25 protein-coding genes, 1 tRNA gene and 1 pseudogene are annotated in these 25,506 nt (G+C 65.0%); 19 read left to right on the top strand and 8 right to left on the bottom strand.

Features of this window, described 5'->3' with window-relative positions; all coding sequences use genetic code 11:
- Nucleotides 1-12: 12 nt before the first annotated feature.
- From B4383_RS15920 to B4383_RS15890, 7 genes and pseudogenes are all read left to right on the top strand, one after another.
- Complete coding sequence (locus B4383_RS15920) at nucleotides 13-1,527, top strand: AMP-binding protein (protein ID WP_078291818.1); 1,515 nt, start codon at nucleotides 13-15, stop codon at nucleotides 1,525-1,527.
- Nucleotides 1,520-1,771: an acyl carrier protein gene (locus B4383_RS15915; RefSeq protein ID WP_078291816.1), complete on the top strand. Its 252-nt coding sequence runs from the start codon at nucleotides 1,520-1,522 to the stop codon at nucleotides 1,769-1,771. The genes B4383_RS15920 and B4383_RS15915 overlap by 8 nt, the downstream gene beginning before the upstream one ends.
- Nucleotides 1,768-5,937 carry an AMP-binding protein gene (locus B4383_RS15910; protein WP_078291814.1) on the top strand — a complete coding sequence of 1,390 codons (4,170 nt, stop codon included), beginning with the start codon at nucleotides 1,768-1,770 and terminating at the stop codon, nucleotides 5,935-5,937. Before B4383_RS15915 ends, B4383_RS15910 begins: the two co-directional genes overlap by 4 nt.
- 31 nt (nucleotides 5,938-5,968) lie before the next feature.
- Entirely contained in the window at nucleotides 5,969-6,277 is a 309-nt protein-coding gene (locus B4383_RS15905) for a PE family protein (protein WP_078291812.1), read from the top strand.
- A 39-nt stretch (nucleotides 6,278-6,316) separates the two neighbouring features.
- Nucleotides 6,317-6,611, top strand: a pseudogene (locus tag B4383_RS15900) (type VII secretion protein EsxS).
- A gap of 21 nt (nucleotides 6,612-6,632) precedes the next feature.
- The gene (locus tag B4383_RS15895) at nucleotides 6,633-6,923 is read left to right on the top strand and encodes a WXG100 family type VII secretion target (protein WP_078291808.1); all 291 of its coding nucleotides are present in this window, start codon (nucleotides 6,633-6,635) and stop codon (nucleotides 6,921-6,923) included.
- Between the two features lie 68 nt (nucleotides 6,924-6,991).
- Nucleotides 6,992-7,216 (top strand): heavy-metal-associated domain-containing protein, encoded by a 225-nt coding sequence (locus tag B4383_RS15890; protein ID WP_078291806.1) that lies wholly within the window; start codon nucleotides 6,992-6,994, stop codon nucleotides 7,214-7,216.
- 27 nt (nucleotides 7,217-7,243) lie between these two features.
- Here B4383_RS15890 and B4383_RS15885 read toward each other — a convergent pair whose 3' ends face one another.
- Nucleotides 7,244-8,050: a class I SAM-dependent methyltransferase gene (locus B4383_RS15885; RefSeq protein ID WP_078291805.1), complete on the bottom strand. Its 807-nt coding sequence runs from the start codon at nucleotides 8,048-8,050 to the stop codon at nucleotides 7,244-7,246.
- Nucleotides 8,051-8,217: 167 nt separating this feature from the next.
- Here B4383_RS15885 and B4383_RS15880 point away from each other — a divergent pair, with 167 nt between their 5' ends.
- The 5 genes from B4383_RS15880 (at nucleotide 8,218) to B4383_RS15860 (ending at nucleotide 11,757) form a co-directional block, all read left to right on the top strand.
- Nucleotides 8,218-9,627: a PPE domain-containing protein gene (locus B4383_RS15880; protein ID WP_078291803.1), complete on the top strand. Its 1,410-nt coding sequence runs from the start codon at nucleotides 8,218-8,220 to the stop codon at nucleotides 9,625-9,627.
- Nucleotides 9,628-9,779: 152 nt separating this feature from the next.
- On the top strand, nucleotides 9,780-10,817 hold the full coding sequence (locus tag B4383_RS15875; protein ID WP_078291923.1) for a pyridine nucleotide-disulfide oxidoreductase: 1,038 nt from the start codon (nucleotides 9,780-9,782) through the stop codon (nucleotides 10,815-10,817).
- Nucleotides 10,796-11,161 carry a DUF202 domain-containing protein gene (locus B4383_RS15870; RefSeq protein ID WP_078291802.1) on the top strand — a complete coding sequence of 122 codons (366 nt, stop codon included), beginning with the start codon at nucleotides 10,796-10,798 and terminating at the stop codon, nucleotides 11,159-11,161. The genes B4383_RS15875 and B4383_RS15870 overlap by 22 nt, the downstream gene beginning before the upstream one ends.
- A gap of 74 nt (nucleotides 11,162-11,235) precedes the next feature.
- Nucleotides 11,236-11,307 (top strand) — tRNA-Thr (locus B4383_RS15865).
- A 51-nt stretch (nucleotides 11,308-11,358) separates the two neighbouring features.
- Complete coding sequence (locus B4383_RS15860; RefSeq protein ID WP_176126675.1) at nucleotides 11,359-11,757, top strand: HNH endonuclease; 399 nt, start codon at nucleotides 11,359-11,361, stop codon at nucleotides 11,755-11,757.
- Between the two features lie 8 nt (nucleotides 11,758-11,765).
- Here the strand turns inward: B4383_RS15860 and B4383_RS15855 are convergent, their stop codons facing one another.
- The gene (locus B4383_RS15855) at nucleotides 11,766-12,515 is read right to left on the bottom strand and encodes a hypothetical protein (protein WP_078291799.1); all 750 of its coding nucleotides are present in this window, start codon (nucleotides 12,513-12,515) and stop codon (nucleotides 11,766-11,768) included.
- A gap of 116 nt (nucleotides 12,516-12,631) precedes the next feature.
- On the opposite strand from B4383_RS15855, the gene B4383_RS15850 reads away from it, so the two are divergent.
- On the top strand, nucleotides 12,632-13,372 hold the full coding sequence (locus B4383_RS15850; protein WP_099051502.1) for a response regulator transcription factor: 741 nt from the start codon (nucleotides 12,632-12,634) through the stop codon (nucleotides 13,370-13,372).
- The gene (locus tag B4383_RS15845; RefSeq protein WP_078291797.1) at nucleotides 13,338-14,915 is read left to right on the top strand and encodes a HAMP domain-containing sensor histidine kinase; all 1,578 of its coding nucleotides are present in this window, start codon (nucleotides 13,338-13,340) and stop codon (nucleotides 14,913-14,915) included. The genes B4383_RS15850 and B4383_RS15845 overlap by 35 nt, the downstream gene beginning before the upstream one ends.
- Here the strand turns inward: B4383_RS15845 and B4383_RS15840 are convergent.
- Both B4383_RS15840 and B4383_RS15835 read right to left on the bottom strand, forming a co-directional pair.
- Nucleotides 14,887-15,291, bottom strand: a complete 405-nt coding sequence (locus tag B4383_RS15840; protein ID WP_078291795.1) for an HIT family protein — start codon at nucleotides 15,289-15,291, stop codon at nucleotides 14,887-14,889. The two genes, B4383_RS15845 and B4383_RS15840, sit on opposite strands and share 29 nt — an antisense overlap.
- Nucleotides 15,292-15,300: 9 nt before the next feature.
- Nucleotides 15,301-16,260 (bottom strand): EamA family transporter, encoded by a 960-nt coding sequence (locus B4383_RS15835; RefSeq protein WP_078291793.1) that lies wholly within the window; start codon nucleotides 16,258-16,260, stop codon nucleotides 15,301-15,303.
- 72 nt (nucleotides 16,261-16,332) lie between these two features.
- Here B4383_RS15835 and B4383_RS15830 point away from each other — a divergent pair, with 72 nt between their 5' ends.
- Nucleotides 16,333-17,226: a LysR family transcriptional regulator gene (locus B4383_RS15830; RefSeq protein ID WP_078291791.1), complete on the top strand. Its 894-nt coding sequence runs from the start codon at nucleotides 16,333-16,335 to the stop codon at nucleotides 17,224-17,226.
- Nucleotides 17,227-17,229: 3 nt separating this feature from the next.
- On the opposite strand, the gene B4383_RS15825 is transcribed toward B4383_RS15830, so the two are convergent.
- Together B4383_RS15825 and B4383_RS15820 are read right to left on the bottom strand one after the other, a co-directional pair.
- Nucleotides 17,230-18,084 (bottom strand): alpha/beta fold hydrolase, encoded by an 855-nt coding sequence (locus B4383_RS15825; RefSeq protein WP_078291789.1) that lies wholly within the window; start codon nucleotides 18,082-18,084, stop codon nucleotides 17,230-17,232.
- Nucleotides 18,081-19,892, bottom strand: coding sequence for a hypothetical protein (locus B4383_RS15820; protein WP_078291787.1), 1,812 nt, complete (start codon nucleotides 19,890-19,892; stop codon nucleotides 18,081-18,083). Before B4383_RS15820 ends, B4383_RS15825 begins: the two co-directional genes overlap by 4 nt.
- Before the next feature lie 108 nt (nucleotides 19,893-20,000).
- On the opposite strand from B4383_RS15820, the gene B4383_RS15815 reads away from it, so the two are divergent.
- Genes B4383_RS15815 through B4383_RS15805 form a run of 3 tightly spaced genes read left to right on the top strand, consistent with a single transcriptional unit; the run spans nucleotide 20,001 to nucleotide 22,520 of the window.
- On the top strand, nucleotides 20,001-20,597 hold the full coding sequence (locus B4383_RS15815; protein ID WP_078291785.1) for a TetR/AcrR family transcriptional regulator: 597 nt from the start codon (nucleotides 20,001-20,003) through the stop codon (nucleotides 20,595-20,597).
- A 32-nt stretch (nucleotides 20,598-20,629) separates the two neighbouring features.
- The gene (gene purD / locus B4383_RS15810) at nucleotides 20,630-21,889 is read left to right on the top strand and encodes a phosphoribosylamine--glycine ligase (RefSeq protein WP_078291783.1); all 1,260 of its coding nucleotides are present in this window, start codon (nucleotides 20,630-20,632) and stop codon (nucleotides 21,887-21,889) included.
- Nucleotides 21,890-21,899: 10 nt separating this feature from the next.
- Nucleotides 21,900-22,520 (top strand): hypothetical protein, encoded by a 621-nt coding sequence (locus B4383_RS15805; protein ID WP_078291781.1) that lies wholly within the window; start codon nucleotides 21,900-21,902, stop codon nucleotides 22,518-22,520.
- Here the strand turns inward: B4383_RS15805 and B4383_RS15800 are convergent.
- Together B4383_RS15800 and B4383_RS15795 are read right to left on the bottom strand one after the other, a co-directional pair.
- On the bottom strand, nucleotides 22,517-23,326 hold the full coding sequence (locus B4383_RS15800; RefSeq protein WP_078291779.1) for an alpha/beta hydrolase: 810 nt from the start codon (nucleotides 23,324-23,326) through the stop codon (nucleotides 22,517-22,519). The genes B4383_RS15805 and B4383_RS15800 overlap by 4 nt on opposite strands.
- 120 nt (nucleotides 23,327-23,446) lie before the next feature.
- Nucleotides 23,447-24,262, bottom strand: coding sequence for a twin-arginine translocation signal domain-containing protein (locus tag B4383_RS15795; protein WP_139360816.1), 816 nt, complete (start codon nucleotides 24,260-24,262; stop codon nucleotides 23,447-23,449).
- On the opposite strand from B4383_RS15795, the gene B4383_RS15790 reads away from it, so the two are divergent.
- A complete protein-coding gene (locus B4383_RS15790; RefSeq protein ID WP_078291777.1) occupies nucleotides 24,261-25,478 on the top strand; it encodes a pyridoxal phosphate-dependent aminotransferase in 1,218 nt (405 codons plus the stop codon). The two genes, B4383_RS15795 and B4383_RS15790, sit on opposite strands and share 2 nt — an antisense overlap.
- Nucleotides 25,479-25,506: the final 28 nt, after the last annotated feature.

Below are 25,506 nucleotides of genomic sequence, written 5' to 3'. Positions count from 1 at the left end.
ATCCTCACCGCCATGTCTCAGTCACCGCCCACTGTGTTGGAACGGATCCTCGAACAGGCCCGCCTGCGGCCCGGGCTCATCGCATTGCGCCGCAGTGACGGTACTGGTGCCATGACGTACGGCGAACTCGCCGCCGAAGTCGGCAAGCTGGCCGCGACCCTCCGTGCCGCGTCGGTCACCCGAGGGTCCCGTGTTGTAGTTCTTTCGGACAACAGTCCTCAGACGTACCTTTCGGTGCTCGCGTGTGCGCGGCTCGGGGCTATTGCCGTCATGGTGGACAACGCCCTGCCCCCGGCAGCCATCGCGCGGTTCTGCGAGATAACGGACCCTGCCGCGATCCTTCCGAATATAGCCGACGAGGACGACGTGGATCATCCATCGAGCCTCGAAACAGATTGGCTGGCAGCACAAACTGAAGGCCATGCGGACGACCCGTTCGCCATGATCTTCACCAGTGGCACCACGGGAGAACCGAAGGCCGTACTGCTGGCCAACCGCACGTTTTTCGCAGTCCCTGACATCCTGCTCGCCGAGGAACTGAGCTGGATCGACTGGGTGGCAGGGGAGACGACCTACTCGCCGCTGCCCGCAACTCATATCGGTGGGCTCTGGTGGATTCTCAACGGGCTAATGCACGGCGCGTCGTGTGTCACCGGCGGCGAGAGTGGGGCATCGCTGAGGGAGTTGCTCGCCGGGAACGAGGTGGCCACCGCCTGCCTGGTACCCACCCTCATGACCAGATTGGTGTCCGAGCTCCAGCTCACCGGAGCCGCCGTTCCCTCGTTGCGATTCATCGCGTACGGCGGTTCGCGAGCGATCCCGGCCGATGTGCAGTTCATCGAAGCGTCCGGGGTGCGAACGGCGCAGGTGTACGGACTGAGTGAAACAGGTTGTACCGCACTGTGTCTTCCGACCGATGACGAGTCGATCGCCAAGATCGAGGAGGGTGCGGTCGGGCGCCCATACCCAGGGGTGCAGACCTTCTTATCGGATGGTGAGACCGGCGGGCCGACGCACGGGGGCGTGTCCGCGTCGTACGGCACGCTGTGGATCAAGTCGCCGGCTAACATGCTGGGGTATTGGGGAAATCTGGATCGCACCCGCGAGGTACTGGCCGACGGATGGGTGAACACCGGAGACCTGGTGGAGCGTCGTGACGATGGCTTCTTCTACATCAGGGGCCGTTCCTCGGAGATGATCATCTCTGGAGGGGTCAATGTGGTGCCCGACGAGGTCGACCGGATTGCCGAAAACGTTGCGGGCGTTGGCGAAGCGGCGTGCTACGAGATACCGGACGAGGAGTTCGGCGCGCTTGTCGGGTTGGCGGTGGTACCCACCACACAGCTAGACGGGCAAGGCGCGGCGGAGCTCAAGCAGCGGATTGCGGCGACGTATCGGCGCCAGTCGGAATCGATGGCCAGGCCGTCGGTCATCGCTGTTGTCGACGACATCCCCCGGACGAAGTCCGGCAAGGTCATGCGATCGTCCTTGGCCGCCGAGCTGACCGGGGCGCCGCCGCGTGCCTGAAGCCACGAGGGACCGGATTCTGACGGCAGTCTGTGAGGTGCTGTACATCTCGGAGGTGGAGCTCTTCGACGGCGACGCCACCGATCTGCGAGAGCTGGGACTCGACTCGGTGCGTTTCGTGCTGCTGATGAAGCAGCTGGGTGTGACTCGCGGTTCGGAGCTGCAGAAGCGTTTGGTGGCAGATCTTTCCATCGCCGGCTGGGCGCAGGCACTGGAACAGGCACAGCCGGAGGGCGCCACATGACGGTGGCGGTCGAACCGCGCGTGGACCGCGTGCCGTTGAGCAGGTCGCAGCAGAACATGTACAACGGCGCGTTGCACGCCGGTGATCCCGGGTTGTATCTCATTGGGAAGAGTTATCGGTTTCATCCGATCGACGCGCCGATATTCCTGTCCGCGCTGGAGGGAGCCGTATCGGCCAACCCACTGCAGCTGTGCGTCCTCGAACCGGTGCGAGAAGGTGCGCACTATCCAGAGCTGATGCGAGGGTTGCAGTTCAGTGACATCGTGACGGTGGTCTCGGACGGGGCGGAGCCGGCAACGAGGGCCGCTGGCGAGCTTGTGCATATGTGGTCGACAGACCTCGCCGCCTCGCCGCTCGTCCGGTATACCGTCCGCACGGGTGCGGACGGACGGGTGGTGGGGCTCGAGATTCATGCGCACCACCTGCTGCTCGATGGCGGCGCTATCGGCGTGATAGAGACCGATCTGGGCCGTCGTCTGGCCGGTCCTGACGAACCCGAAAATGTCTGTGCAAGTGCAGCACTGGCGAAAATTGCGGCGGCGCACGATCTCGAGGCCGTCAAAGCCGAGGAATCGCTGCAACGTTTCGGTGTGGCAATCCAGCGCGAACTCGCTGAGGCGTCCCGACATGGAGGGCACGGGCTCAGCCTCGGCGAGGGGACGGCGGGCGCGGCCAGAGGGGTACTGCAGGAATCGGTAACGCTATCGGGCAAGGCATTCGACGCGATCGAGGCGCTGTCCGAGGCCAAGCAGGTGCCGTTGAACATTCTGGTGGCGGCAGCTTCGATTGCGGTGGACGCGAGTCTGCGGCAGAGTACCTCGACGCTGCTGCTCCACGCCGTGGATAACAGGTTTGGGGAGCCCGACCTGAACGTCGCAACCTGTCTGGTCAACTCGATCGCACATCCGGTCCGTTTCCCCGCATTTGCCTCTGTGTGTGATGTCGTGCAGGCACTGGATCGCGACTATGTCAGAGCCTCACGGCGCCGGTGGCTTCGTGAGGAGCAGTACCGCCGAATGTATCTGGCAATCAACAAGACATCGCATGTCGAGGCGCTGACCTTCAACTTCATTCGCGAAACTTGCGCACCTGCCCTCCGCTCTTTTCTCTCGGCCACACCCCATGCGACCGATATCGGTCCCGTGGAGGGAATGACCGTGTCGTGCGTCATGGACGAGGATCGGCGCACCCTCATGCTGTCCATCTGGGGTCGCGTGGACCAGGGCGACGCGAGCACGCATCCGTGGATCGCGGAGCGGATCGTGGCGGCGCTCGAGTCGATGGAAACCATGTGGGACTTTCCGATTGCCATGACCGTGAACGAGTGGTTCGGGATCGGTGCCGACGGTGCCCGCCGCCGGGGCGATGATTGTGCGCGGACCGAGCCTGCTGCGGTGGCCGCCTGGTTCATGGACACCGCCGGCGGTGTGCAGCGGTTCCTGCAGCGGCGACGATTCGTTGAGTCCTGGATCGCCTGGCTGGTCATCGCTGGCGTCGCACCGGGCGACATCGTGGTGTGCGTCGACGATGACACGGACAAGACTGTAGATCTTCTGATCGCCTGCCATCTCGCCGGCTGTGGATACACCGTGTGTGACAGTGCGAAAGATACGTCCCTGCGGTCTGATTCGATTGCCGAGCACAGCGACGCTGCGGTACATGTGGTCGATACCAAGGCTCCGATCCCGCGAGACGTGGCCGGCCCATTGCGTGCTCTCGTCGACCAGCGCATCGAGGAGGTATCGCGGGACGTTGCCTTAGCCTTGAGGACGGCGTACATCATGGCGACCTCGGGGTCGACCGGTGAGCCCAAACTCGTCCCCGTGACGCACGGCGCCCTGGCGTCGTTCGCCCGCGCTGCCGGACATGCCTATGGCTGGGGTGCGCAGGACAGCATTCTCCAATGTGCGCCGTTGACCTCGGATATCAGCGTTGAAGAGATCTTCGGCGGGGCGGTCCGCGGCTCACGACTGCTCCGTTCCCCGGCGATGAAATCCGGAGATCTCGTCACCCTGGTGCGGGACATCCGGGAACTGAGGCCCACCCTGATCGACCTGCCGACCGCCGTGTGGCATCTGCTGTGCGAGGACGCCGAGGCTCTGACGGTGATCGGTGCTTCCGATCTGCGCCAGGTGGTCGTCGGTGGTGAAGGCATTCGGTCCGGGGCAGTCGACACGTGGATAGAGTCCGTTGGGACACAGTCTGTCTCACTCATCTCGAGCTATGGGCCGACCGAAGCCACGGTTGTCGTGACGTACTTGCCCATCGACAGGGAGCCGCACGGTGGTGGTTCCGAGCGGCTTCGGGTGGGTCTGCCGGTCATACCCAACACGGTCTATGTCGCGTTCGGTGAGATCGTCGTCGCCGGAAACACCGTTTCGGCGGGCTACCTCGGGACACCGGGGGAAAGCTTCGGTGTGGTCAATACCATCGGTGGCGCGCCCAGGCGAGCATTCGCCACCGCCGACCGCGTGGTGTTCGACGAGGACGGATTTCCCACCTTCGCCGGACGCCGCGATGCGATCGTGAAGATCGCCGGCAAGCGGATCGACACCGCTTCGGTGATCCGTCGCGTATCCGAGGACCCCGCGATCGCCGATGCCGGTGTGGGGTTGCACCGTGGCGCGTTGGTGGTCTGGTATCAGGCCCGTAAAGATCTGGACGACAACAAGATAGCGGCGAGGATCAGACGCCTTCTGGTGGACTTCGGGGTCTCCTCGTTCTTGGTATTGGGTGTGCCGAGCATCCCCCGTAAGCCGAACGGCAAGATTGACCTCGAGGGTCTGCTGACCATGCCGCAGTTTGTGAACGCGGTGCCGGACGAGACACACACCGTGGAAACTGCCGCTGGTCTTGCCCGCGTCTGGAGTCGGTGTCTCGGGCGGGAGATCGGCGCGGAATCCTCGCTCCTTGCCGAGGGGGTTGGCTCGCTCGATCTGATTAGAATGCTGCCGGACACTCGGCGGTATCTCGGCCGCCAACTCTCCGTGCTGGACCTGATCAGCGCCGATAGCGCCGCGTGCCTTGCCGCTGCCGGCCCGGCGGCCGCCGACCTCGGTGCCGCAGATACCGCAGTCGACATTGGCACGGACCTCGAGCGGTTGACGACTCCCCGCCGCGTCACGACGTTGCACGGCAACAACTCACAGGCCAGTGCCGACGGGCCGATCATCGTGTTGGGTGCGTCGGGGATCGTCGGTACCGGATTCGGCCGTGCCACGCTCGATCTGAAACGCCACGGTGCGCTGCGCCCTGATGTCGTGTTGGTGACGAGATCGGAGCTCCCCGATTCTGGCCCGTGGTCCGCTCTCCGGGCCGTTGACGGCGTCAGGATCCGACATGCCGGGCCAGGATTCGGCCCCGAAGCGCTGGATACACTGCTGCACGAGACCGGGGCCAGCACCCTGATCAACTGCATCGGGAACACCAACATGCTGGCTCCCTACCGAGATATCCGGCATGCCAACGTGGACTGGGTATCCGCGGCCGTGGACGGGTGTGCCGCACGCGGCATCCGGTTGATCCACATGTCGACGTTCGTCGTCAACGCCGAGCCGGCCGCCGCGCACGTCACCGATCCGCGTGAAGCCCTCTACCCGTACGCGGCATCCAAGGCACTGGCCGAACTGGTGGTCGCGGCATCACCGCTCGGGCTTGACTTCACGCTCGCGCGGCTGCCCCGGGTACTCGGAGAGGCCGATCAATTGGTCGGCGGCACCGACGTGCTGGTGTCGATCGTTGACGCATGTCTTGCACTGCAAGCGTTTCCCTCTGTCAGGCTGACCGAAGAGGTCACCACGGGGGCCGTCGCGGCCTCGTCCATTCTTGGTATGGCGGCAGAAGCGCCGACGCTCGGCCGGGGAGTCAGCGTGGTGCGCGGCAGAGCTGTTTCCTATGCCGAGTTCCTTGGTGGGTATGGCTTGGACGAACTCGAGCTGCGCGCATGGAAACGCCTGCTGGACGGCAGCGATTGGGCCAAGCGAAACCCGCGGAGATGGTCGGTGATCGACGCCTGGGCGGGACTCGGGATGCGCTTGGGCGCACAGACCTACGCGGATCATCTCGCCGGATATCCCACTATCTCCCTTGAGTCCGCATCAGTGGCCGAGCTTCCGGCGGTACCGGAGTCGATCCGAGATCTACTCGCGCAGGGCCGTTCTCAATGACCGGAATACATCCAGAGGAGGAGTACTCGCCATGATCCTGAACGTCGTTCCCGAGGGACTGGCCGCAGCCAGCGCCGCGGTGGAGGCCTTGACCGCGCGGCTTGCCGCCGTGCATACCGCTGCCGCACCGGTGATCGGCGCGGTGGTACCGCCGGCGGCCGACCCGGTGTCCATCCAGATTGCGGCGGCATTCAGCGCCCACGGAATCGAGCGCAACGCTGCGGCGGCTGGCGCCGCCTATGAGCTGGGCCGGGCCGGTATGGGAGTCACCGAGGCCGCTACGAGTTACACCGTCGGCGATATGCAGGCCGCCGCAACGTATATGCCGGGAATCGCGTAGTTCCCGGAACAATCCACACGATCACAGAGAGGTAGTTTCATGAGTTTGCTTGATGCACATATTCCGGCTTTGGTGGCCGCTGAGGGCACTTTCGGTGCCAAGACCGCGTTGATGCGTTCGACGATTTCGCAGGCCGAGCAGGCCGCGATGTCGGCGCAGGCCTTCCATGTCGGTGAGTCCTCGGTGGCCTTCCAGGCCGCACACGCCCGGATTCGTGGAGGTCGCCGCCAAGGTCAACGCGCTGCTCGATATCGCCCAGATCAACCTCGGTGATGCCGCCGCCACCTACGTGGCCGAGGACGCCGCCGCCGCCAGCCGCTACACCGGCGTCTAAGACCAAGGGAGAAATAAACAAATGTCGCAGATCACCTTCAACTACCCCGCGATGCTGGCCCATGCCGGCGAGATGAACACCTACTCCGGTGTGCTGACCGCCCTGGGCGCCGACCTGGCCGCCCAGCAGGCCTCCCTGCAGGCCGTCTGGCACGGTGATACCTCCATGAGCCAAGCCGCCTGGCAGGCCCAATGGAACACCGCCATGGAAGAACTCATCCGCGCCTACCGCGCCATGGGCACCACCCACGAAACCAACACCCTCTCGATGAACGCCCGCGACATGGCCGAAGGAGCCAAATGGGGCGCATAAACGCCCTGCCTCGGAGGCCTCGCGCCTTCACATCTGTTGTGAATAAACATTTCAGGAGGAAACACGATATGTCCGAGCAAATCTTTGCCATCAGCGGGATGCACTGCAACTCGTGTGTCATGGGAGTGACGGAGGCGCTGACCGCACTCGATCCGGTGCGCGAGGTGTCCGTAGATCTGGATCCCAAGGGTGCTTCGACAGTACGGGTTCTGTCCGACAGCGTGCTGTCAGTGGAGGAAGTTCACGACACGCTTGTGCGTGCTGGCGGTGATTTCGCCGTCGCCGCCGGATAGCGTCTACCGGACGAAAGCGGCAGTATTTCAGCCGAACTCGATCACCGTGTGAGGTGCGCGCAGCCGGTCGAGACCGGGCAGTGCGTACAGCATCGGGCCAGCCCAGCGCAGTACCTTGCCACGCCCGGCGGGCATCGGCAGCGCGCGCACGCTGCGGATGCCGGGGATGGCGCGGAGTTCTCCGTACTGATTTGCGGTGAACGAGAAGGGCATTGGTGGAACGGTGTACTGCTCACTGAGTCTCATGCCGCGCTGGGAGTGCGTGCTCAGGAACTTAGGCACAGAATCGAAAACCAGCCTTCCACCAGGAAAATGCTTGGCGCACTCGGTGATCAGATCGAACACCGGCTCACGCTCTAGGTACTGGAAGAGGCCCTCGGCAGTGATCAGCACACCACCGGAGCCGTCGACCCGGTCCATCCATGAATAGTCGAGCGCGGATTGGGCGCAGTAGTGCAACCGGTCCGATCGCGGGAGCAGCTGCTGACGTAACCGCACGATGGGCTCCAGATCCACCGACATCCAGGTGAGCTCGCCGTTGTCGACGCGCCAGAAGCTCGTCTGCAATCCCTCGGCCAAGGCCACCACACTCGCGCGCGGATGCCCCGTCAGATATTCCCGCGTGGCCTTGTCGAATATCAAGGCGCGCAAGGCCGTAGCTTGGTGTGTGCGCCCGAAATACTGGAAATCGTAATCAAGGCTGGCGTGTAGCGCGATGGCCATGGGGTCGTCAATAATGCCGTCCGGCCGGGCCGCTTCGGTCGCCCGTTGATGCAGCGTGAGCAGTGCGGTCTCAGACACGCCGTCGAGGTGTCGAGCATCGATGACTGGCATGAGCCCGACTGTACGGGACGGTTACGGTACGTGGGAATTCCTGGCGCGCAACGATACATGTGATTTCGGACGCTGATTCTGATTGTGCGGGAACTTTCTGACGCAGGGTCCGACTACTCACATTGAGACGCGAAACCGTTCGCGTCCATTCAGCAGGGAGGCGGCGTGTGACGGCACCGATATGGATGGCGGAGCCGCCGGAGGTGCATTCGGCGCTGTTGAGTGCGGGACCCGGTCCGGGCGCGGTGCTCGCCGCCGCCCTGCAGTGGCAAGAGATCTCGGACAACTATGCGCGCACGGCGGTCGAGTTGACCCAGGTCTTGACCGGAGTTCAGGCAAGCAGTTGGCAGGGGCCCAGCGCGTCGGAGTACGTGGCGGCTCACGGGCCGTACCTGGCCTGGCTCGAACAGTCCGCTGTCGAGAGCGCTGTCATTGCCGCCCAACATGAAACAACCGCGGCGGCCTACGGTGGCGCGCTGTCGGCCATGCCCACCCTGGCCGAACTCGCCGTCAACCACCTCACGCACGGAGTGCTGGTTGGCACGAACTTCTTTGGAATCAATACCATCCCGATCGCGCTCAACGAAGCCGACTATGTCCGCATGTGGGTGCAAGCGGCGGCCACCATGAGCGTCTATCAGGCGACAGCCGAGGCCATGACGTCGGCGATACCGCCGACCCAGCCGGCCCCCCCGATTCTCGGGCCCGGCGGTGAGGCCCGCAGTGACCAATCGGATGTCCCGGGTTCTCCGGACCAGATCATGAAGATGTTGCAGGGCTTTCAGCAGTGGTTCGAGAAGATGGGCTTCAACCCGGCGACCTCGGCCGTGCTCGCCGTGATCATGCTTTTCCTCTACGACTTGCTCTGGTACCCGTATTACGCCTCGTACCTGCTGCCGTTTCTCATTCCCGCTCTCAGTGGGCTCAGCGGTTTGGCGGCACTGGTACACCTTCGGCCCACTCCGGCAGCGGTTCCGGCTCCGGCGACAGCGCCCTCTGCGGACAGGCCAGCATTCCAGGCCGTGCACCGTCCAGAGGCGGGGATGACGGCTGTGCCCCTGCCGACGATGTCCGCGTCCCCTTCAGGAGGCTCGGCTCCGGCCACTCCCACGCAGGGCGCTACCGCCCCGGCTTCCTCCGCCGCTCCGGCATCAATGAGCGGGATCACTTATGCCATACCCGGTTTGGTGCCGCCCGGGGTGAGCTTTGGCCCCAAGGGTACGGCGAAATCGTCGGAATCTGCCGTCGAGACCATCGATGCTGCCGCGGCGGCAAGTGTTACGGCGATGGCTCCGGCCCGGCGCAGACAGCGCGGCAAGAGCAAGGCCCGCATCGGCGGCCAACGCTACGAATACCTGGAAGAGACAGCCGGTATGGGCCCAACGGCCGGGTATTCGACCGAGGCTGGCGAGCACGCTGCGATCAACAGAGGTGCCGGCAAGCTGGGATTCGCAGGCACGGCGCCCGCCGCGACCAGTGCACACACCGCCAGGACGGTCCGATTCGGATCTGATGACACCCGGCAGGTGGTTCCCATGCTCCCGAGTACCTGGGAAACGGACAACACGGAACAGTGATAGCCGTTCTAGCTGTGTTTATAAGTAAATCTTTGGGGCTGTTCACGGATTAGTCACTACTCACGGGCTTCTTCGCGCAGAACAATCGAAGACAGTCACCGGAAGCATCGGCGGTGGCGTTCCTGGATTTTCACGCAGAGAAGGGCAGAAGAGTGAGTGAGTACGGTTGGACAGTGGTCGGCGCGGGCCCCGCGGGCATTGCGGCGGTGGGGAAGCTCCTCGATCACGGAGTGCCGCCCGGCTCGATCGCCTGGATCGACCCGGAGTTCGCCGCAGGCGACTTTGGTACGAAATGGCGTGCCGTGCCGAGTAATACGGCGGTCAAGCTGTTCATCAACTACCTGACGGGCGCGCAATCCTTCCGGTTCGCCCATGCACCGCATTTCGCGCTGAACGACCTGGCGCCCACGGATACCTGTCTGCTTGGCGATGTGGCGGATCCGCTGGTGTGGATTACCGGGCAGCTCTGTGAGCAAGTGAGTGCCCTGCGCACGACGGCGACGGGTCTGGCACTGCAGGACGGCCGGTGGACCGTGCGGACCGAAACGGGCGATATCACGTCGAAGAACGTGATCCTCGCGGTTGGTTCGGTTCCCAAGACGCTCGACTACCCGTGGTTGAACGAGATCCCGATCGAGGCGGCGCTCAATCCCGAGAAGCTCGCTGCGCTGCCGCTCGAGGGGGCCACCGTTGCCGTCTTCGGCGCGTCGCACTCGAGCATGATCGCCTTGCCCAACCTGCTGGCCGGACCGGCGGCCAAGGTCATCAACTTCTATCGCGGACCGCTGCGTTATGCGGTCGACATGGGGGACTGGACGCTGTTCGACGACACTGGTTTGAAGGGGGAGGCCGCACGCTGGGCGCGGGAGAACATCGACGGAGTGCTGCCCGACCGGCTGCAGCGCTGCCTGGTCGACAGCCCTGAATTCTCCGAGCTGCTCCAGAGCTGCGATTACGCCGTCTACACCGTCGGATTCAGCCCGAGGCCAATACCCGCTGCGCCGCAGTGGGGGCACCTGGAGTGCAATGCCGCCAATGGGATCATCGCTCCCGGTCTGTTTGGGGCCGGCATTGCGTTCCCCGAGTATCGGATTGACCCGATGGGCTTCGGTGAACACCGCGTGGGACTGCAGAAGTTCATGGATCGCCTCAACAAGGTGCTTCCGTTATGGCTGAAGTACGGTTCGTGAGCGTCGGCGAATCCGTTGGCGCCGAACCCGATTACCGCTTCACGCTCGCCAACGAGCGGACATATCTGGCCTGGGTGCGTACCTCGCTGGCGCTCATCGCCAGCGGGGTAGCCCTCATGCAATTCGTTCCGGAGTTCTGGATTCCGGGTGCCCGGCATGTGGCAAGCATCCTGCTGGTCATCACCGGCGGCGTGCTGGCGATGGCGGCCGCGCGCCGGCGGCGCCGGGTGCAGGACGCCATGCGCCGCGATGCCGACCTGCCGCCGAGCCGTATGCCGACGTTCCTCAGCGTCCTGCTGCTGGGGATGGTCGTGCTGCTGGTGGCGCTGCTGCTCAACGGCTAGCGATGTACTCGGCTGCGTCGATGGGCTCCAAACATGTCATCGACGAAGCCCGCTAAACTGTACGACGTTCCATTGCCTCCTTAGCTCAGTGGTAGAGCACCGCTCTTGTAAAGCGAAGGTCGTCAGTTCAATCCTGACAGGGGGCTCAACGCGCTATCGGGTGTGTCAGTGCCGTCACGTAATTTCAGCCCATGAGACTGTGCCTTGCTTGCGGCGCACCACTTTCCACGCGAAGCCAGAAGATCTATTGCGGCAATGCTTGTCAGGCGGCAGCCCGACGCGACGCCAGTACCAGGCTGTGGCTCGAGTCCGGTGAGGCCCGGGTGCGCAGCGAGCAGAGCCACTTCATTCGGCTCTTTCTCGCCGAGGCTCAATCGGGCCGTTGTGCGATCTGCAGCGGAGCGAGCATCTGGCAAGACTCCCCGCTTGTACTGGCTCTGTACCGTATCGACGGAAAACCGGCCAACAATTGTCGAGAGAATCTCCGGCTCGTCTGCCCGAACTGCGACTCGCAACTGCCGGCCTACAAGAGCCGCAATCGCGGCAATGGCCGCAGTTTTCGCCGGCAGCGCTATGCCGACGGCAAGTCGTACTAGCCCGCTCGCTACATCTCACCTTCGATAACCCGCTCGGACCGTATCGGCCGCGGTGAGCTGGATGGTCGCGACGGCCGACGGCGCGGCAGGAAACCGCCCAGCGGGCCGACCACGGAGCTGAGTGCCGAGACGGTATCGGTCAGCAGCTCGATGGTGGGGGTCAGCGCGTCGATATTGGGCGCCACCTTGGCGGCCGTCTCCGAGAGGTTGGCCAGCTGCTGCAGCGGACCGTCCTTCGCGGTGAATTTGTCCAGGACGCCCTCTTCGCGCATCAGCCGTTCGAGAATCCCATCCTCGGCGAGCAGCTGGTCGACCAGCCCACCCGGTGCCAGCGCCCGGTCCAGGGCGCCGTCCTGTGAGGTGAGTCGATCGACGGGCCCGTCTTTGGCGAAGAGCCGGTCCAGGACGCCACCGGGCTCGGTGAGCCGATCAGCAAGCCCGCCGGGTGCCATGACGCGCTCTACCGGTCCACCTGGTCGCAGCGCCCTGCCAAGGGGTTTGTCCTCTTCCATGAGCTCGGCGACCTTCATCGCCGAGCTGAGCGGACTCTTGCGTCCGGCCAGCCCCAGCAGGGATTCGACGGTGCCGACCAGGCCCGTCCCGGGGGCGTCAGGTTGGCCGTCGTGGGGCTGTCCGTCGGGAAGTTCAGCGAGAATTTCGCGCCCGGCATCGATCGCCTTGGCGGCCACCGCCAAGCCGGTATCGGCAACGGCCAGCGAAATCTTGAGCGGCGCGGTGATCAGCGACACCAGCTTCATGGCACAACTCTAGGGCGACTTTGCGCGGTTGGCTGACAATCTCCTGTGAAGAACTCACAGGAACCTCACAGCGAAGATCCAGCGCACCGTAAATTTTGAGGGGAAGATTGTCGGAGGTGAGCATCACGACTGAGACACACCAAGGAACGTTTCCCGCCAACGGCACCACCCCCGCCAAGGTGCTGGTGGTCGACGATGAGTCGAACATTGTCGAACTGCTCTCGGTCAGTCTGAAATTCCAGGGGTTTGACGTCTATACCGCAGACAGCGGCGCCGCCGCCCTGGATCTGGCCCGCACGGTTCGCCCCGATGCGGTGATTCTCGACGTGATGATGCCCGGAATGGACGGATTCGGGGTGCTGCGCCGCCTGCGCGCCGACGGGATCGATGCGCCGACGCTGTTCCTGACCGCCCGTGATGGTCTGCAGGACAAGATCGCCGGGCTGACGCTGGGTGCCGATGACTACGTGACCAAGCCGTTCAGCCTGGAAGAAGTGGTCGCCCGGTTGCGGGTGATCCTGCGTCGCTCCGGGATGGGCTCGGAGCCGGCTCGCAAGTCGCGACTTAGCTTCGCCGATATCGAGCTCGACGAGGACACCCACGAGGTGTGGAAGACCGGCGAGCCGGTTGCGCTCTCGCCCACCGAATTCACGCTGCTGCGGTATTTCATGATCAACGCGGGCACCGTGCTCAGTAAGCCCAAGATCCTCGACCATGTGTGGCGTTATGACTTCGGAGGCGATGTGAACGTCGTCGAGTCCTACGTCTCGTATTTGCGGCGCAAGATCGACAACGGCGAGAAGCGGTTGTTGCATACGCTTCGTGGCGTGGGATACGTATTGCGCGAGCCGCGCTGATGAGCGCTGGCGCGAAGAAGATCAGGCGGTGAGCACCCGCCCCGGCGTTCGTCGGGGTGTACCGCTGCGGGTGAGCCTCGTAGTCGGAACCTTGGTTCTGGTTGCGCTGGGGTTGGTGGCATCTGGCATTGCGGTGACTACCACCATGCAGCGCACCATGATGAACCGCGCCGATCGCGAGCTGATCGACGCCGCGAATGGGTGGGCGAACCGGCCACCGCCACCCCCGCCTGCCTTCGACACCAACCGGCATCGGCCCCCGTCCTTGTTCTTCATCCGCACCACCGATGACCGTGGGCGGGTGGTCATCATGCTCAACGATCGCGCCCGCGCCGATCCGGACCTGCCGTTCGACAACGATGTGGGCGGCCGTCCCGTGACGGTGCGCTCGGCCGACGGCACCACGGAGTGGCGTGCGGTGTCCCGCCACGACGCGATGGGCGGGTACACCACCGTTGCTCGCGACATCACCGATGTGCGCACCACCGCCCGCGACCTGCTGTGGTTGCAGGTGGCGATAGGGATCGCGGTGCTGACTGTGCTTGGTATTGCCGGATATTGGTTGGTGCACCGCAGCCTGCGACCGCTGGCCGAAGTAGAGGCGACAGCAGCCGATATCGCTGCGGGTCATCTCGATCGACGGGTACCGGAACGCGACCCGCGCACCGAGGTGGGCCGATTATCACTGGCGCTCAATGGAATGCTTGCGCAGATTCAGCGTGCGATGGCCGATTCGGAAAAATCGGCCGCAACCGCTCGAACTTCGGAGGAGCGCATGCGCCGGTTCATCACCGATGCCAGTCATGAATTGCGCACACCCCTGACCACCATCCGTGGCTACGCCGAGCTCTATCGCCAGGGTGCGGCCACCGACATCGAGCTGGTGCTGGGCCGTATCGAAGGGGAGTCGACCCGCATGGGTCAGCTCGTGGAGGACCTGCTGCTGTTGGCGCGACTGGACGCGCATCGGCCCATGGAGCAGCGGCTCGTCGACCTGCTGGTGCTGGCCACTGATGCCGTCCATGATGCGAAAGCCACTGCGCCCGAACGCGATGTGGAACTGGAAGTCTTTGATGGCCCCGGCACCCCGGAGGTCATCGGCGACGAGCTGAGGTTGCGCCAGGTGCTGGGCAACCTGGTGAGCAATGCGCTCGGGCACACCACCGCGGCCGTCCGGGTCCGGGTGGGCACCGAGGGAGATGACGCCGTCCTGGAGGTCATCGACGCGGGACCGGGAATGACGAAGACTGATGCAGAACGTGTCTTTGAGCGGTTCTATCGCGCGGACACGTCGCGCACCCGCAGTAGCGGTGGTACGGGGCTGGGTCTGTCGATCGTGGACGCCCTCACCGCCGCACATGACGGCACCGTCACCGTGCACACGGCGCCCGGTGCGGGCTGCCGATTCGAGGTGCGGCTGCCGCGCGCCGATATGACCGACGAGGAAGCGGAGTTCGAGGACGTAGATACTGAGGTGTCGGAGGCTGAGGGTCCTGCGCCAAAGATCGTGCGGACTAGCCGATCTCAGCCAGCGCAGCCTTGATCTTCGCCTGCGCCTCGTCGAGGGACTCCGTCGAAGCGTTGGGATCGGCGTTCTCAAAGCTGAAATCGGTCAACGTGAACCCGGGGAACACGTGGATGTGCAGGTGCGGCACCTCCATCCCCGCGATGATGTAACCGGCACGCGGTGCGTCGAAGGCCTTGCGGATGGCGCGGCCGACGCGCTGTGCGACGAGATTGACCTTCGCGAAGACGTCCGCGTCGATGTCCTGCCACTGGTCGATTTCCGCGCGCGGCACCACCAGGGTGTGGCCCTGGGTGATCGGCGCGATGGTCAGAAACGCGACGACGTCGTCGTCCTCGTAGACGAACCGACCGGGCAGTTCCCCGTTGATGATCTTCGTGAAGACGCTGGACATGTCCCTAGGTTAGTGGCCCGTCGTCGGGGCGCAGGCCGCGGACAGCTGGCGGGGCACCAGCGGGTCCGCGTCGCCGCGGGGTGCGCGCGCGGTCATACCGATCAGGCAGCCGGTGATCACCACCGCGGCTCCGGCGAGTTCCAGCACGGTCGGCTGTTCGCCGAGAATCAGCCAGGACGCGGTGATACCCACGACCGGAACGAGGAGAGAGAACGGTGCCACCCGGCTTGCCGGGTACAGGCCCATCAGGTAGGTCCACAGGCCCAGGCCCGCGACGGTGGCCAGTAGCACGATGTACACCAGGCCGCCGAGGGCGATCAGTCCGCTGCGCTCACCGATCGAGGCCACCGCGTGCCACCCTGCCGACGGTCCCTCGGTGACTGCCGACAGCGCGAACAGCGGGATAGGCGGCACCACCGACATCCACAGGGTGAGGCGCAGCGGTGTGCGCGGATCGGTGTTGCCGGCCATGGCCTTTCGGCTCCCGATGTTGCCGAAGGCCCAACCCAGTGCGCCGAGCAGCGTGAGGATTACCGGGACCAGCGCGGCGGACGCGCCGTGTGCCGCGCGATCAGCCGCGATGAGTGCCATACCGCCAACGGCGAGAGCGATACCCGCGATCTGACGGCCCGACATCCGCTCGTCGAGCAGCAGCACGCCCAGGATCGCGGTGAAGGGGGCCGAGGCCTGTAGCACCAGGGAGGCAAGGCCTGTCGGCATCCCGTTCGCCATGGCAAGAAACAGGAACGCGAACTGTACGGTGCCGAACCCGACTCCGTACAACAGGAACCACCGCATCGGAATCCGTGGCCACGGCACGAACAGGATGACCGGAATCGCCAGCACCGCGAACCGTAGCCCGGCGAAGAAGACCGGCGGGAAATGGTCCAGCCCAGTGTGGATGGCCAGGAAATTGATTCCCCACAGCACTGCGACGGTCAGTCCGAGGAGACGGTGCCGGGTTGTCATGCCGTCGATCCTGCGTACCGAATTGATTCAGCACAATCTAATTAATGTGCACTATTAATGTAGATTTCCTTCATGGACGTGCGTCGCCTGCGGATTCTGCGTGAGTTTGCCGATCGCGGCTCCGTCGGCGAAGTCGCCGATGCGATGAGGCTCACCCCTTCGGCGGTATCGCAGCAGCTGAAGGTCTTGGCCCGCGAGGCGGGCGTGCCGTTGTTGCGGCAGGACGGGCGGGGCATTGCGCTGACGGAGGCTGGCCGCGCGCTGGTGCTGCGCGCCGACGAGGTGATTGCCGCCGTCGACCGGGCGGCGGAGGAGATGGTGGCCTACCGGGAGGGGACACAACCGGTCGTGCGGATCGCATCGTTCCCCTCCGGTGGGAGTCTGCTGCTGCCCAGGCTCGTCGCCGCCGTCGAGGGTGTGGTGGATGTGCGGCCGGGCGACGAGGACGTGACGTACAGCGAGGCCCCCGGGCTGCTGACCGAGTACGACATCGTTGTCACGCACCGGGACGAGCGGGCTGCCGCCCTGCGGTCCGCGCGGGTGTGGTCGATGACGCTCATGCGAGAGCCGATCGATCTCCTGGTGCACAACGATCACCCGTTGGCGGGGCGTGGCTCGGTGACGCCGGGTGAGCTGGCGGACGAGACCTGGATCAGTGTCCCCGAGGGGTTCCCGGTGGACGATGTTCTGGTTTCACTCGGGGTATCGGCGGGCATTCGGCCCCGAGTCCGGTTCCGGTTCAAGGATTTCCAGATTGTCGAAGACATGGTGGCCCACGGACATGGCATCGCATTGATGCCGCGATACGTGAGCCGGAGCCCGCGGGTGGCGCGACTGGTTATCCGTGAGGTCCGAGCGGGGCGGCTGTACGAGGTGCTGGCCCGTCCCGGTGCCCAGCACCGACCGGCGATTGCCGCGGCCATCCGGGGGTTGCAGGATGCTGCAGCGGTACTGGAATCCCAGTAGCCGCTAGGACGAGTGCTCGGCGATGTGTTCGAGGACCAGGGCCGCCGTTTCGTTGGGCCGCTCCTCGGCGATCCAATGGGACACGCCTTCGAAGACCTCGAAACGGTAGGGCGCCTTAACGTATTTCTGGTTGAGGTTGGCGGCCGCACGAGTCACCGCGGAGTCCTCGTCGCTCCAGATGAACAGGGTGGGCACCCGTACGGACCGCGCCGGTGACCGCAGCGAATACCGCATCGCCCGATACCAATTCACCGTTGCGGTGGTGGCTCCGGGTTCGCTGAACAGCTCCCTGATGCGCTCGGCGAGCCGGTCGGAGACCTTCATCCACTTCTGGCCGAACTTTTGGAACGCTTCCTTGTCGTTGAAGCTGAACAGCCATTCGGGAAGTCGTGGAATCTGGAACAGCAGCATGTACCAGGAATGCAGGATCTGGCCGCGAGGCATGGCATCCCGGAAAGCGCGCGGGTGTGGGACGGACAGCACGGACGCGGTGTGCACTCGCTCGCCGTGATTTCCTGCCAGCTGCCAGGCCACCGCGGCACCCCAGTCATGGGCCAGCACATGGAATGTGGAAACTCCGGCCTGGTCGGCGAGCGCCAGGATGTCGCCCGAGAGCTTGTCCAGGGCGTAGTTGTGGACGCCGATCGGGCGGGCGCCGGGGGAGTAGCCCCGCTGATCGGGTGCCAGCACCCGAAATCCGGCGTCCGTCAGCTTCGGAATGATCTCCGACCACATGGTCGCCCGCTCGGGAAAACCATGCAACGCAACGATCACCGGTCCGGCGATGGGACCTTCGTCGATGACGTCGAAGGTCAGGCCGTCATGGGTGAACGTGGACAGACGTGTCGCGGCGCTCATCGGACCGCGAGTTTCTCACCGGCCTTCAGGTACCGACCGGTCTGCAGGTCGTGCCCGTAGCCCTCGATGAACTCACCGAGACGGAACACCACCTTGCCGCCGACCGCGGTGGCCACGACGGTCTCGTCATTGCGGTTCACCATGCGCGACAGGTTGTCGAAGAACGGCGCCTGCGCCTCGTTGTAGGCGTCGACGGTGCCGTCCAGCTTCTCCGGATCGATGATGACGAAATCGGCGCGGTCGCCCTCACGCAGGTACCCGGCGTCGAGCCCGAACCAGGTGGCCAGCTCACCGGTCAGCCGGTGCACCGCCTGGCCCAGGGGCATCACCGGTTTCCCGGCCTTCTGGGCATCGTTCATGCGCTTGAGGAAGCGCAACGAGAAGTTGTAGAACGCCATATTGCGCAGGTGCGCACCGGCATCAGAGAAGCCCATTTGGAAGTTGGGGTCCTTGGCCATCTCGTCGAGCACCTTGGGGCGATGATTCCCGACCGTGGTCGTCCAGCGGACGTTCTTCTCACCGTTCTCCACCAGCACGTCCAGGAAGGCGTCCAGCGACGCAATGCCGCGCTCGTCGCCGATCTGGCCGAAGGTCTTGCCGATCAGCGAGGCATCGGGGCATTCGACGATGACGGCATCATGGAAGTCCTTGTGCCACAGGCCCGGCATGTGCTTCTTCATGGCGAACTCGCGCCGGAACTTGCGGCGGTAGTCCTTGTCGGCCATCAGCTTATTGCGATCCAGTTGCTCGCGAATGTGCAGCGCTGCGGTGCCTGCGCCGAACTCTTCGAACACCGGAAGGTCGATGCCATCGGAGTACAGCGTGAACGGCAGCGGCATGTGCTGGAACTTGACGTTGGACTTGAAGACCTTGTTACCGATCCGGGCAGCGGCGCTGAAGAACACGTTTGCGCCCTTGATGCTCTTGGAGTCGGCTGCCACCAGCAGGCTGACGGGAACAGCCTTGCGGCGCTTGAAGAAACGGGTTCCCGAGGATAGGAAGAACAACACCGCGGTGAGCGGGTTATTGATATTCGGGGCGCTCTGTAAAATGCGGTCGCGCTTGCGCAGCACGTTGATGAGGCGCCAGCGCTCGTGCCACCAGGCATACGTCGACGGCAGCGCCCGCGAGCGGTAGCGGTCACCGTCGAGCTTGTCGATGGGGGCGTCCATGCCGGACATGCCGAGCATGCCCGCATCCAGTGCCTTGTCGAGCATGTCGGCCATCCGGTCGAGTTCCTTGCGGGTGGGGAACGACCAGTTGTTGGTGGCCCGACCCAGGCCCATGACGGCGGCGCGTAGATCCGAATGCCCAAGGAAGGATGTCACATTGGGGCCGAGAGGCAAGGCGTCGATCTTCTTGACGTAGCTCTCCGGATCGGTCCAGTCCTGGAATTCGTTCAGCGCGCCGATCACGTGCTTGCGCGGTACTGCCTCCACGCGACTGAACAGGTCGGCGGCGTCCTCGGGCTTGGCGTAGACGGTCGACATGGAACAGCAGCCCAGCACGATGGTGGTGACGCCGTGGCGCACCGATTCATCGAGCCCGGGGTTGAGCAGTATCTCGGCGTCGTAGTGGGTGTGGATATCGACGAATCCGGGCAGCACCCACTTGCCGCCGGCATTGATCACCTCGGGGCAGCCGGTCTCGTCCAGCGCGGTGGTGGAGACGGTGGCAACCCGCCCCTCTTTGATTCCGAGGTTGGCCTTACGGGGTTCGGAATTGGTGCCGCTGAACCAGAGGCCATCGCGAATGATGAGGTCGTAGTCGCTCGAGGATGAGCCGCTTGCGCGAAGACTGTCGTCCATGGGGCTGCCCTTCGTTGGGTGTTACGGCGAGTCTAAAAAAAGATGGCAACCAATCACAATGTTAGTGATGGGCGCCACATTGGTGTCGCGTTCCTCTAGTGTGCACCCGTGAGTCCCACCCAGGCCGAGCGCCGTGAATCGACGATCGCCCGGTTGCTCGATTCCGGTATTGACACCATCGCTGAGCTGGGCTATTCGCGCGCCTCCGTGCAGCGGATCGCGAAGCGGGCGGGGCTCTCCTACGGGGCGCTGTTCCGCCATTTCCCGGCCGTCGGCGATTTCATGGCTGCGGTGGCGCGTGAGACCCTGCGCCGCCAGCTGGCCACCGTGCGCGCACAGTTCGATGAGGCGGGCGATCGACTCACCGAATTCGAGGATGTGATGGCGGTGATGCGCTCCCTCAAGGAGGAGCCCATCAACGCCGTGCTCTACGAACTCATGGTGGCCGCGCGCACCGATTCCCAGTTGCGGGAGACCTTGCAGGTCGCAGTGGCCGAATACGGCGCTCAGATGGTCGCGCTGGCGCGATCGGTGCCGGGAACCGACCGGTTATCCGATGCGGACCTCGTCACGTTGGTCTTCATGATCACCGACATGTTCGATGGGGAGGCACTGGTGAAGACGCTGCGTCCGTACCCGGAGCTCGTCGCGGGCAGAGACGAGCTACTTGCCAAGCTGCTGCGGGGATACCGCCCGGATGCATAGCCGGACGCACCCAGACCGATAGGGTCTGGGGCATGCGCGTCCTTGTCATTGGGTCCGGTGGCCGTGAACACGCTCTGTTGATCGCCCTCAAGCGTGACCCGAACGTCGACTATCTGGCGGTAGCCCCGGGCAATGCGGGCACCGCAACTGTGGCCGAACAGCATGCCGTTGACATCAGCTCCGGAGCAGAGGTAGTGGCGTTGGCCGCCAAGCTGGACATAGACCTCGTCGTCATCGGCCCCGAAGTGCCGTTGGTGCTGGGTGTGGGTGACGCTGTCCGGGCGGCAGGTATCGCGTGCTTCGGCCCGTCGGCGGACGCCGCGCGCATCGAGGGTTCCAAGGCGTTCGCCAAGGACGTCATGACGGCCGCGGGCGTGCGCACCGCGCGCAGTGAGATCGTCGACAACCCAGCGCATCTGGATGCCGCGCTAGACCGCTTCGCGAGCGAGCCGGCCTGGGTGGTCAAGGATGACGGGCTGGCCGCGGGCAAGGGCGTGGTGGTCACCGATGATCGCGCCGCGGCTCGTGCCCACGCCGCGAGCCTGCTCGACGACGGGCATCCGGTGCTGCTGGAGTCTTTCCTGGACGGGCCCGAGGTCTCGTTGCTGTGCATTGTCGACGGTGAGACGGTGGTGCCGCTGCTGCCTGCCCAGGACCACAAGCGGGTCGGTGACGGCGACACCGGCCCGAACACCGGTGGCATGGGCGCCTACAGCCCGCTGCCTTGGCTGCCCGATGAGACCGTCACCGAGATCGTTGACACCATCGTCAAACCCGTTGCCGCTGAGCTTGTTAAGCGCGGCAACACGTTTACGGGAGTCCTATATGCGGGGCTGGCGATCACCTCGACCGGCCCCTCCGTCGTCGAATTCAATTGCCGCTTCGGCGATCCCGAGACGCAGGCGGTGCTGGCGCTGCTGGAATCACCACTGGGGCAGTTGTTGAATGCCGCCGCGACCGGCACCCTCGAAGACTTCGGTCCGCTGCGCTGGCAGAACGGCAGTGCCGTCACTGTGGTGCTGGCCGCCGAGAACTATCCGTTGCGTCCGCGCACCGGCGACGTGATCACCGGCTCCGAGGCGGAGGGTGTGCTGCACGCCGGGACGGCCCGTCGGGAGGATGGTGCCGTCGTGTCCTCGGGTGGCCGCGTGCTGTCCGTCGTGGGTACCGGCACCGACCTGCAGGCCGCACGGGCCGACGCCTACGCGAAGATCGAGGCAGTTCGCCTGCCGGGCAGCCACTTCCGTAGCGACATCGGCCTGGCTGCGGCCGAGGGGCGCATCAGCGTCTAGGGGTCGGCAGATGCGCTACCGGTGGGTGATCACGGGAGTGACCGTGGTGGTTGTCGCAGTGGTGCTGTTGGCGGTGAGCTGGAAGTCGAACAAGTCACAAGCCGTGCCGGCGCCTGATGTCCATGAACTGTCTTTGTGTACCGCCTTTCTCGCCGTCAGTGAGCGTGCCGCACCCGAATACGACGACTTCTCGATACTGACAAGGGGTCGCACATCGTCGTGGCAGGACGAGCGGATCGGATCCACCGCCTCGGCACTCAACCAAGCCTTGCGGCGTGAGGCGGAATCATTGTGGGTGTTGATGCCAGATGGCCATGCCGACCATGGAGTGACGTTGGAGGCGGACATCCGTGGAATGGCGCAGGACGATGTTGTGCTCGCCAACAAGCTGGCTCGGCGTGACGGCCTGCTCGTGATCGACGCACTGGTCCTCCGTTACGAGTTCGCTCATCAAGCGGCGGCGCGTTCCTGTGAAACGGCCCGTGAGTTTGATGGCGTCGGGCAGGAACAAGTGCGTCAGTGCGAGGACCGACGGTCGGGTTCGATTGCCAACTGGTGGACGGTCCGTTGTGTGCAGGCGCCCAAGGAACCCTCGATGACCTTCGAGATCCCCCCGAACCCGGGACTCTAGGCGGCCAGGATCGGCGCGATCCAGCCCAGTGCCTGCGGGACCTGCGATAACCAGTACCCGCCCTCGTGTGCGCCCGGACCGAACTCGCCGGCAGGCGGTGCCGCCAGCTGCTCGGCGAAAACCCTACTAGCGGTGTAGAACCTGTCGTCATAGCCGGACGACACCCACACCGGCATCCCGTTGAGCTGGGGTCGCCCGAAAACCGAGTTCTCTTCCCAGTTTTCCTCGTTGTCGAAGGCGTCTGCGGTGGCCTCGGGATAGGACAGCCAGATCGACGGGCTCACCGCGGCCACGGCGGCCGTCCGGGGCCCGCCCAAGCGGGCACCGTTGAGCAGCGCGCCGTAGCCACCCGCGGACCATCCCATGAAGGCGACGCGGGAGACGTCGAGCCCCTCCTGGTCGGCGAGCATCGGCAGGAACTCGTCGATGATCATCGCGCCGGGGTCGTCGCCGTTCTGGTGTGGATGCCAGTAGCTGTTGCCACCGTCGATCGCGGCGACCGCGAAGGGCGGGGCCCCCGCGGCGACCAAATCCCCGAGCATCCGCTCATAACCCCAGTAAATTGTCCGCTCGGCGTTCTCGTCGCGGCCGTGCAACATGATTACCGGGCGCACCGGCCAGTCGACTCCGGGCGGTCTGGCTACCTTCCACCCGGTGGGAATGCCTCCGCGGGCTTCCGAGACAAAGGACCCGCTGGTGACATCGGCGGCGGCCCGTGCGGGTGCCGCCAGCGCCGGAAGAAGCGCAGCACCAGCCCCGAGTGTGGCACCCATCTGCAACAGGCGACGTCGGCTGATTTCGGTCACGGCGCCATAATGCCAGCGGATGGCAAACCCGTCGAGGTCCAGCCAGCCGTCGAGTCTGCGCTTGGCTACGGTTTTCGCCCTGAAACCGTCGTGAAACTCAGACTCGGCCGCAGTGCGGCATCACGCGGTGAGCAGGGGCGACATCCATGCCAGCTCCGCGCCGATTTGCGAGCTCCAAAAGGAGCCATCGTGGCCGCCGGGACTGAACCCGCCCGCGGGCGGCGTCGGAAGCTGGGCGATGAACTGCTTGGTGGCGCTGTAGAACGGATCGCTGTCACCGCAGTCGATGCGCAGCGGGATGGAGTTCAGCGCGGCCGGCCCCCATACCGAGTTGGCGGCGTAGTCCTCGGCGCCGTCGAAGGCACCCGGCGCCGCAGCACCCGAGGATGTCCACAGCGCCGGACTGACCGCGGTGATGGCGGCGGTGCGTCCCGCGCCCAGGCGTGAACCCAGGAGCATTGCGCCGTAGCCGCCCATGGACCAGCCCAGAAATGCCACGCGCGAGGTGTCCAGCCCCTGCTCGGCCAGTAGCGGGATGAATTCGCTGAGCACCATGGCGCCGGAATCCTCGCCCGAGGCCCGCTTGTGCCAGTAGCCGCCGCCACCATCAACGCTCACCAGGGCAAACGGCTTGGCGCCCGCGGCCACGGCCTGCGCCAGCATGTTCTCTACGCCGCCTTCCATGACTCCGGCGGCTGTCTGGCCCTTGCCGTGCAGCGCGATGATGGGCCGGATAGGACCGGTGACACCGGGTGGCCGTGCGATACGCCATTCGGTGCGGACCCCTCCGCGCGCCGCGGAGACAAACGAGCCCGCGGTGATGGCGCCGTCGGCATGGGCCGGGAAGGCCCCCATACCGGGGAGAGTGGCGAGCGCAGCGCCGGCACCGGTTGCCGCGCCGAGCTTGAGTAGGGAGCGTCGGGACAGATCGCGCATGTCGACCATCATGCCGGTTCCGTCCAGATCCGAGAGATTCGATAGCGTCGCAGCCGTGGTAGCTCTCTCGCGGCGCTCTGATGTTCCGCCGTTCTACGTCATGGACGTGCTGACGGCGGCCGCTGCGCGCCAGCGTACGCACGGGGACGTGATCTCCCTGGCCGCCGGGCAGCCGTCGACGGGTGCTCCCGCGGTGGTTCTCGACGCGGTGCGCCAGGCGCTCGGCACGCACGTCCTCGGATACACCGAGACACTCGGACTGCCGGAGCTGCGTGACGCGATCGCTGAGTACCACCGTGAGCGTTCGGGCGTCGAGGTCCAGGCGGACGATGTCGTCGTCACCACGGGATCCTCGGGCGGATTCACGCTGCTGTTCCTCGCGGCCTTCGACGTCGGCGATACCGTCGTGATGACGCGGCCCGGATACCCCGCGTACCGTAATTGCCTTGCCGCACTGGGCTGCCGGGTTGTCGAGATCGACTGCGGTCCGCAGACGCGATACCAGCCCACGGTCGCGATGTTGGAGGCCGTCTTACAGGAGGAAGGACGGCCACCGGCAGGTCTCGTCGTCGCCAGCCCTGCCAACCCCACCGGCACCATCATCGACGCAACCGAGCTGGAGGCGCTCGCGCTGTGGTGTGAGGCCAATGGCACCCTGCTGATATCCGATGAGATCTATCACGGACTGTCTTACTGCGACCAAAAGACCTCCAGTGCATGGGAGTTCAGCCGGGAAGCGGTGGTGATGGGCTCGGTGTCGAAGTACTTCTCAATGACGGGCTGGCGGCTGGGCTGGATGCTGGTGCCGCGCCGGTTCCTGCGGGCCGTCGATCGGCTGTCCTCCAACTTCACCATCTGTCCGCCGGCCGTATCTCAGTACGGAGCGTTGGCGGCGTTCAGCCCCGAGGCGCGTGTCGAGCTCGACGGGCATGTGCGCCGGTACGCGGCCAACCGGACCCTGCTCATCGACGGTCTTGCCGCAGCGGGAATCTCCAAGATCGCGCCCCCCGACGGCGCGTTCTATGCATATGCCGATATCGAGCACTTGACCGGTAACGCCGAACAATGGTGTGCGGACCTGTTGGCGCGCACGGGGGTAGCCGTCGCGCCCGGCATCGACTTCGACACCGTGCACGGTCACCACACCGTCCGCCTGAGCTTCGCGGGAAGCCCAGATGCGATCGAGGAGGCGTTGGCGCGGCTTGGTCGGGGCTGATGCCGACTGCTTGCATGAGATAGCGCAA

Origin of the sequence: Mycobacterium sp. D16R24, assembly GCF_002013385.1 — a bacterium.
Taxonomy (GTDB): domain Bacteria; phylum Actinomycetota; class Actinomycetes; order Mycobacteriales; family Mycobacteriaceae; genus Mycobacterium.
Note: the sequence above shows the minus strand (reverse complement) of the source record. Positions and strands in the feature narration are given on the sequence as shown.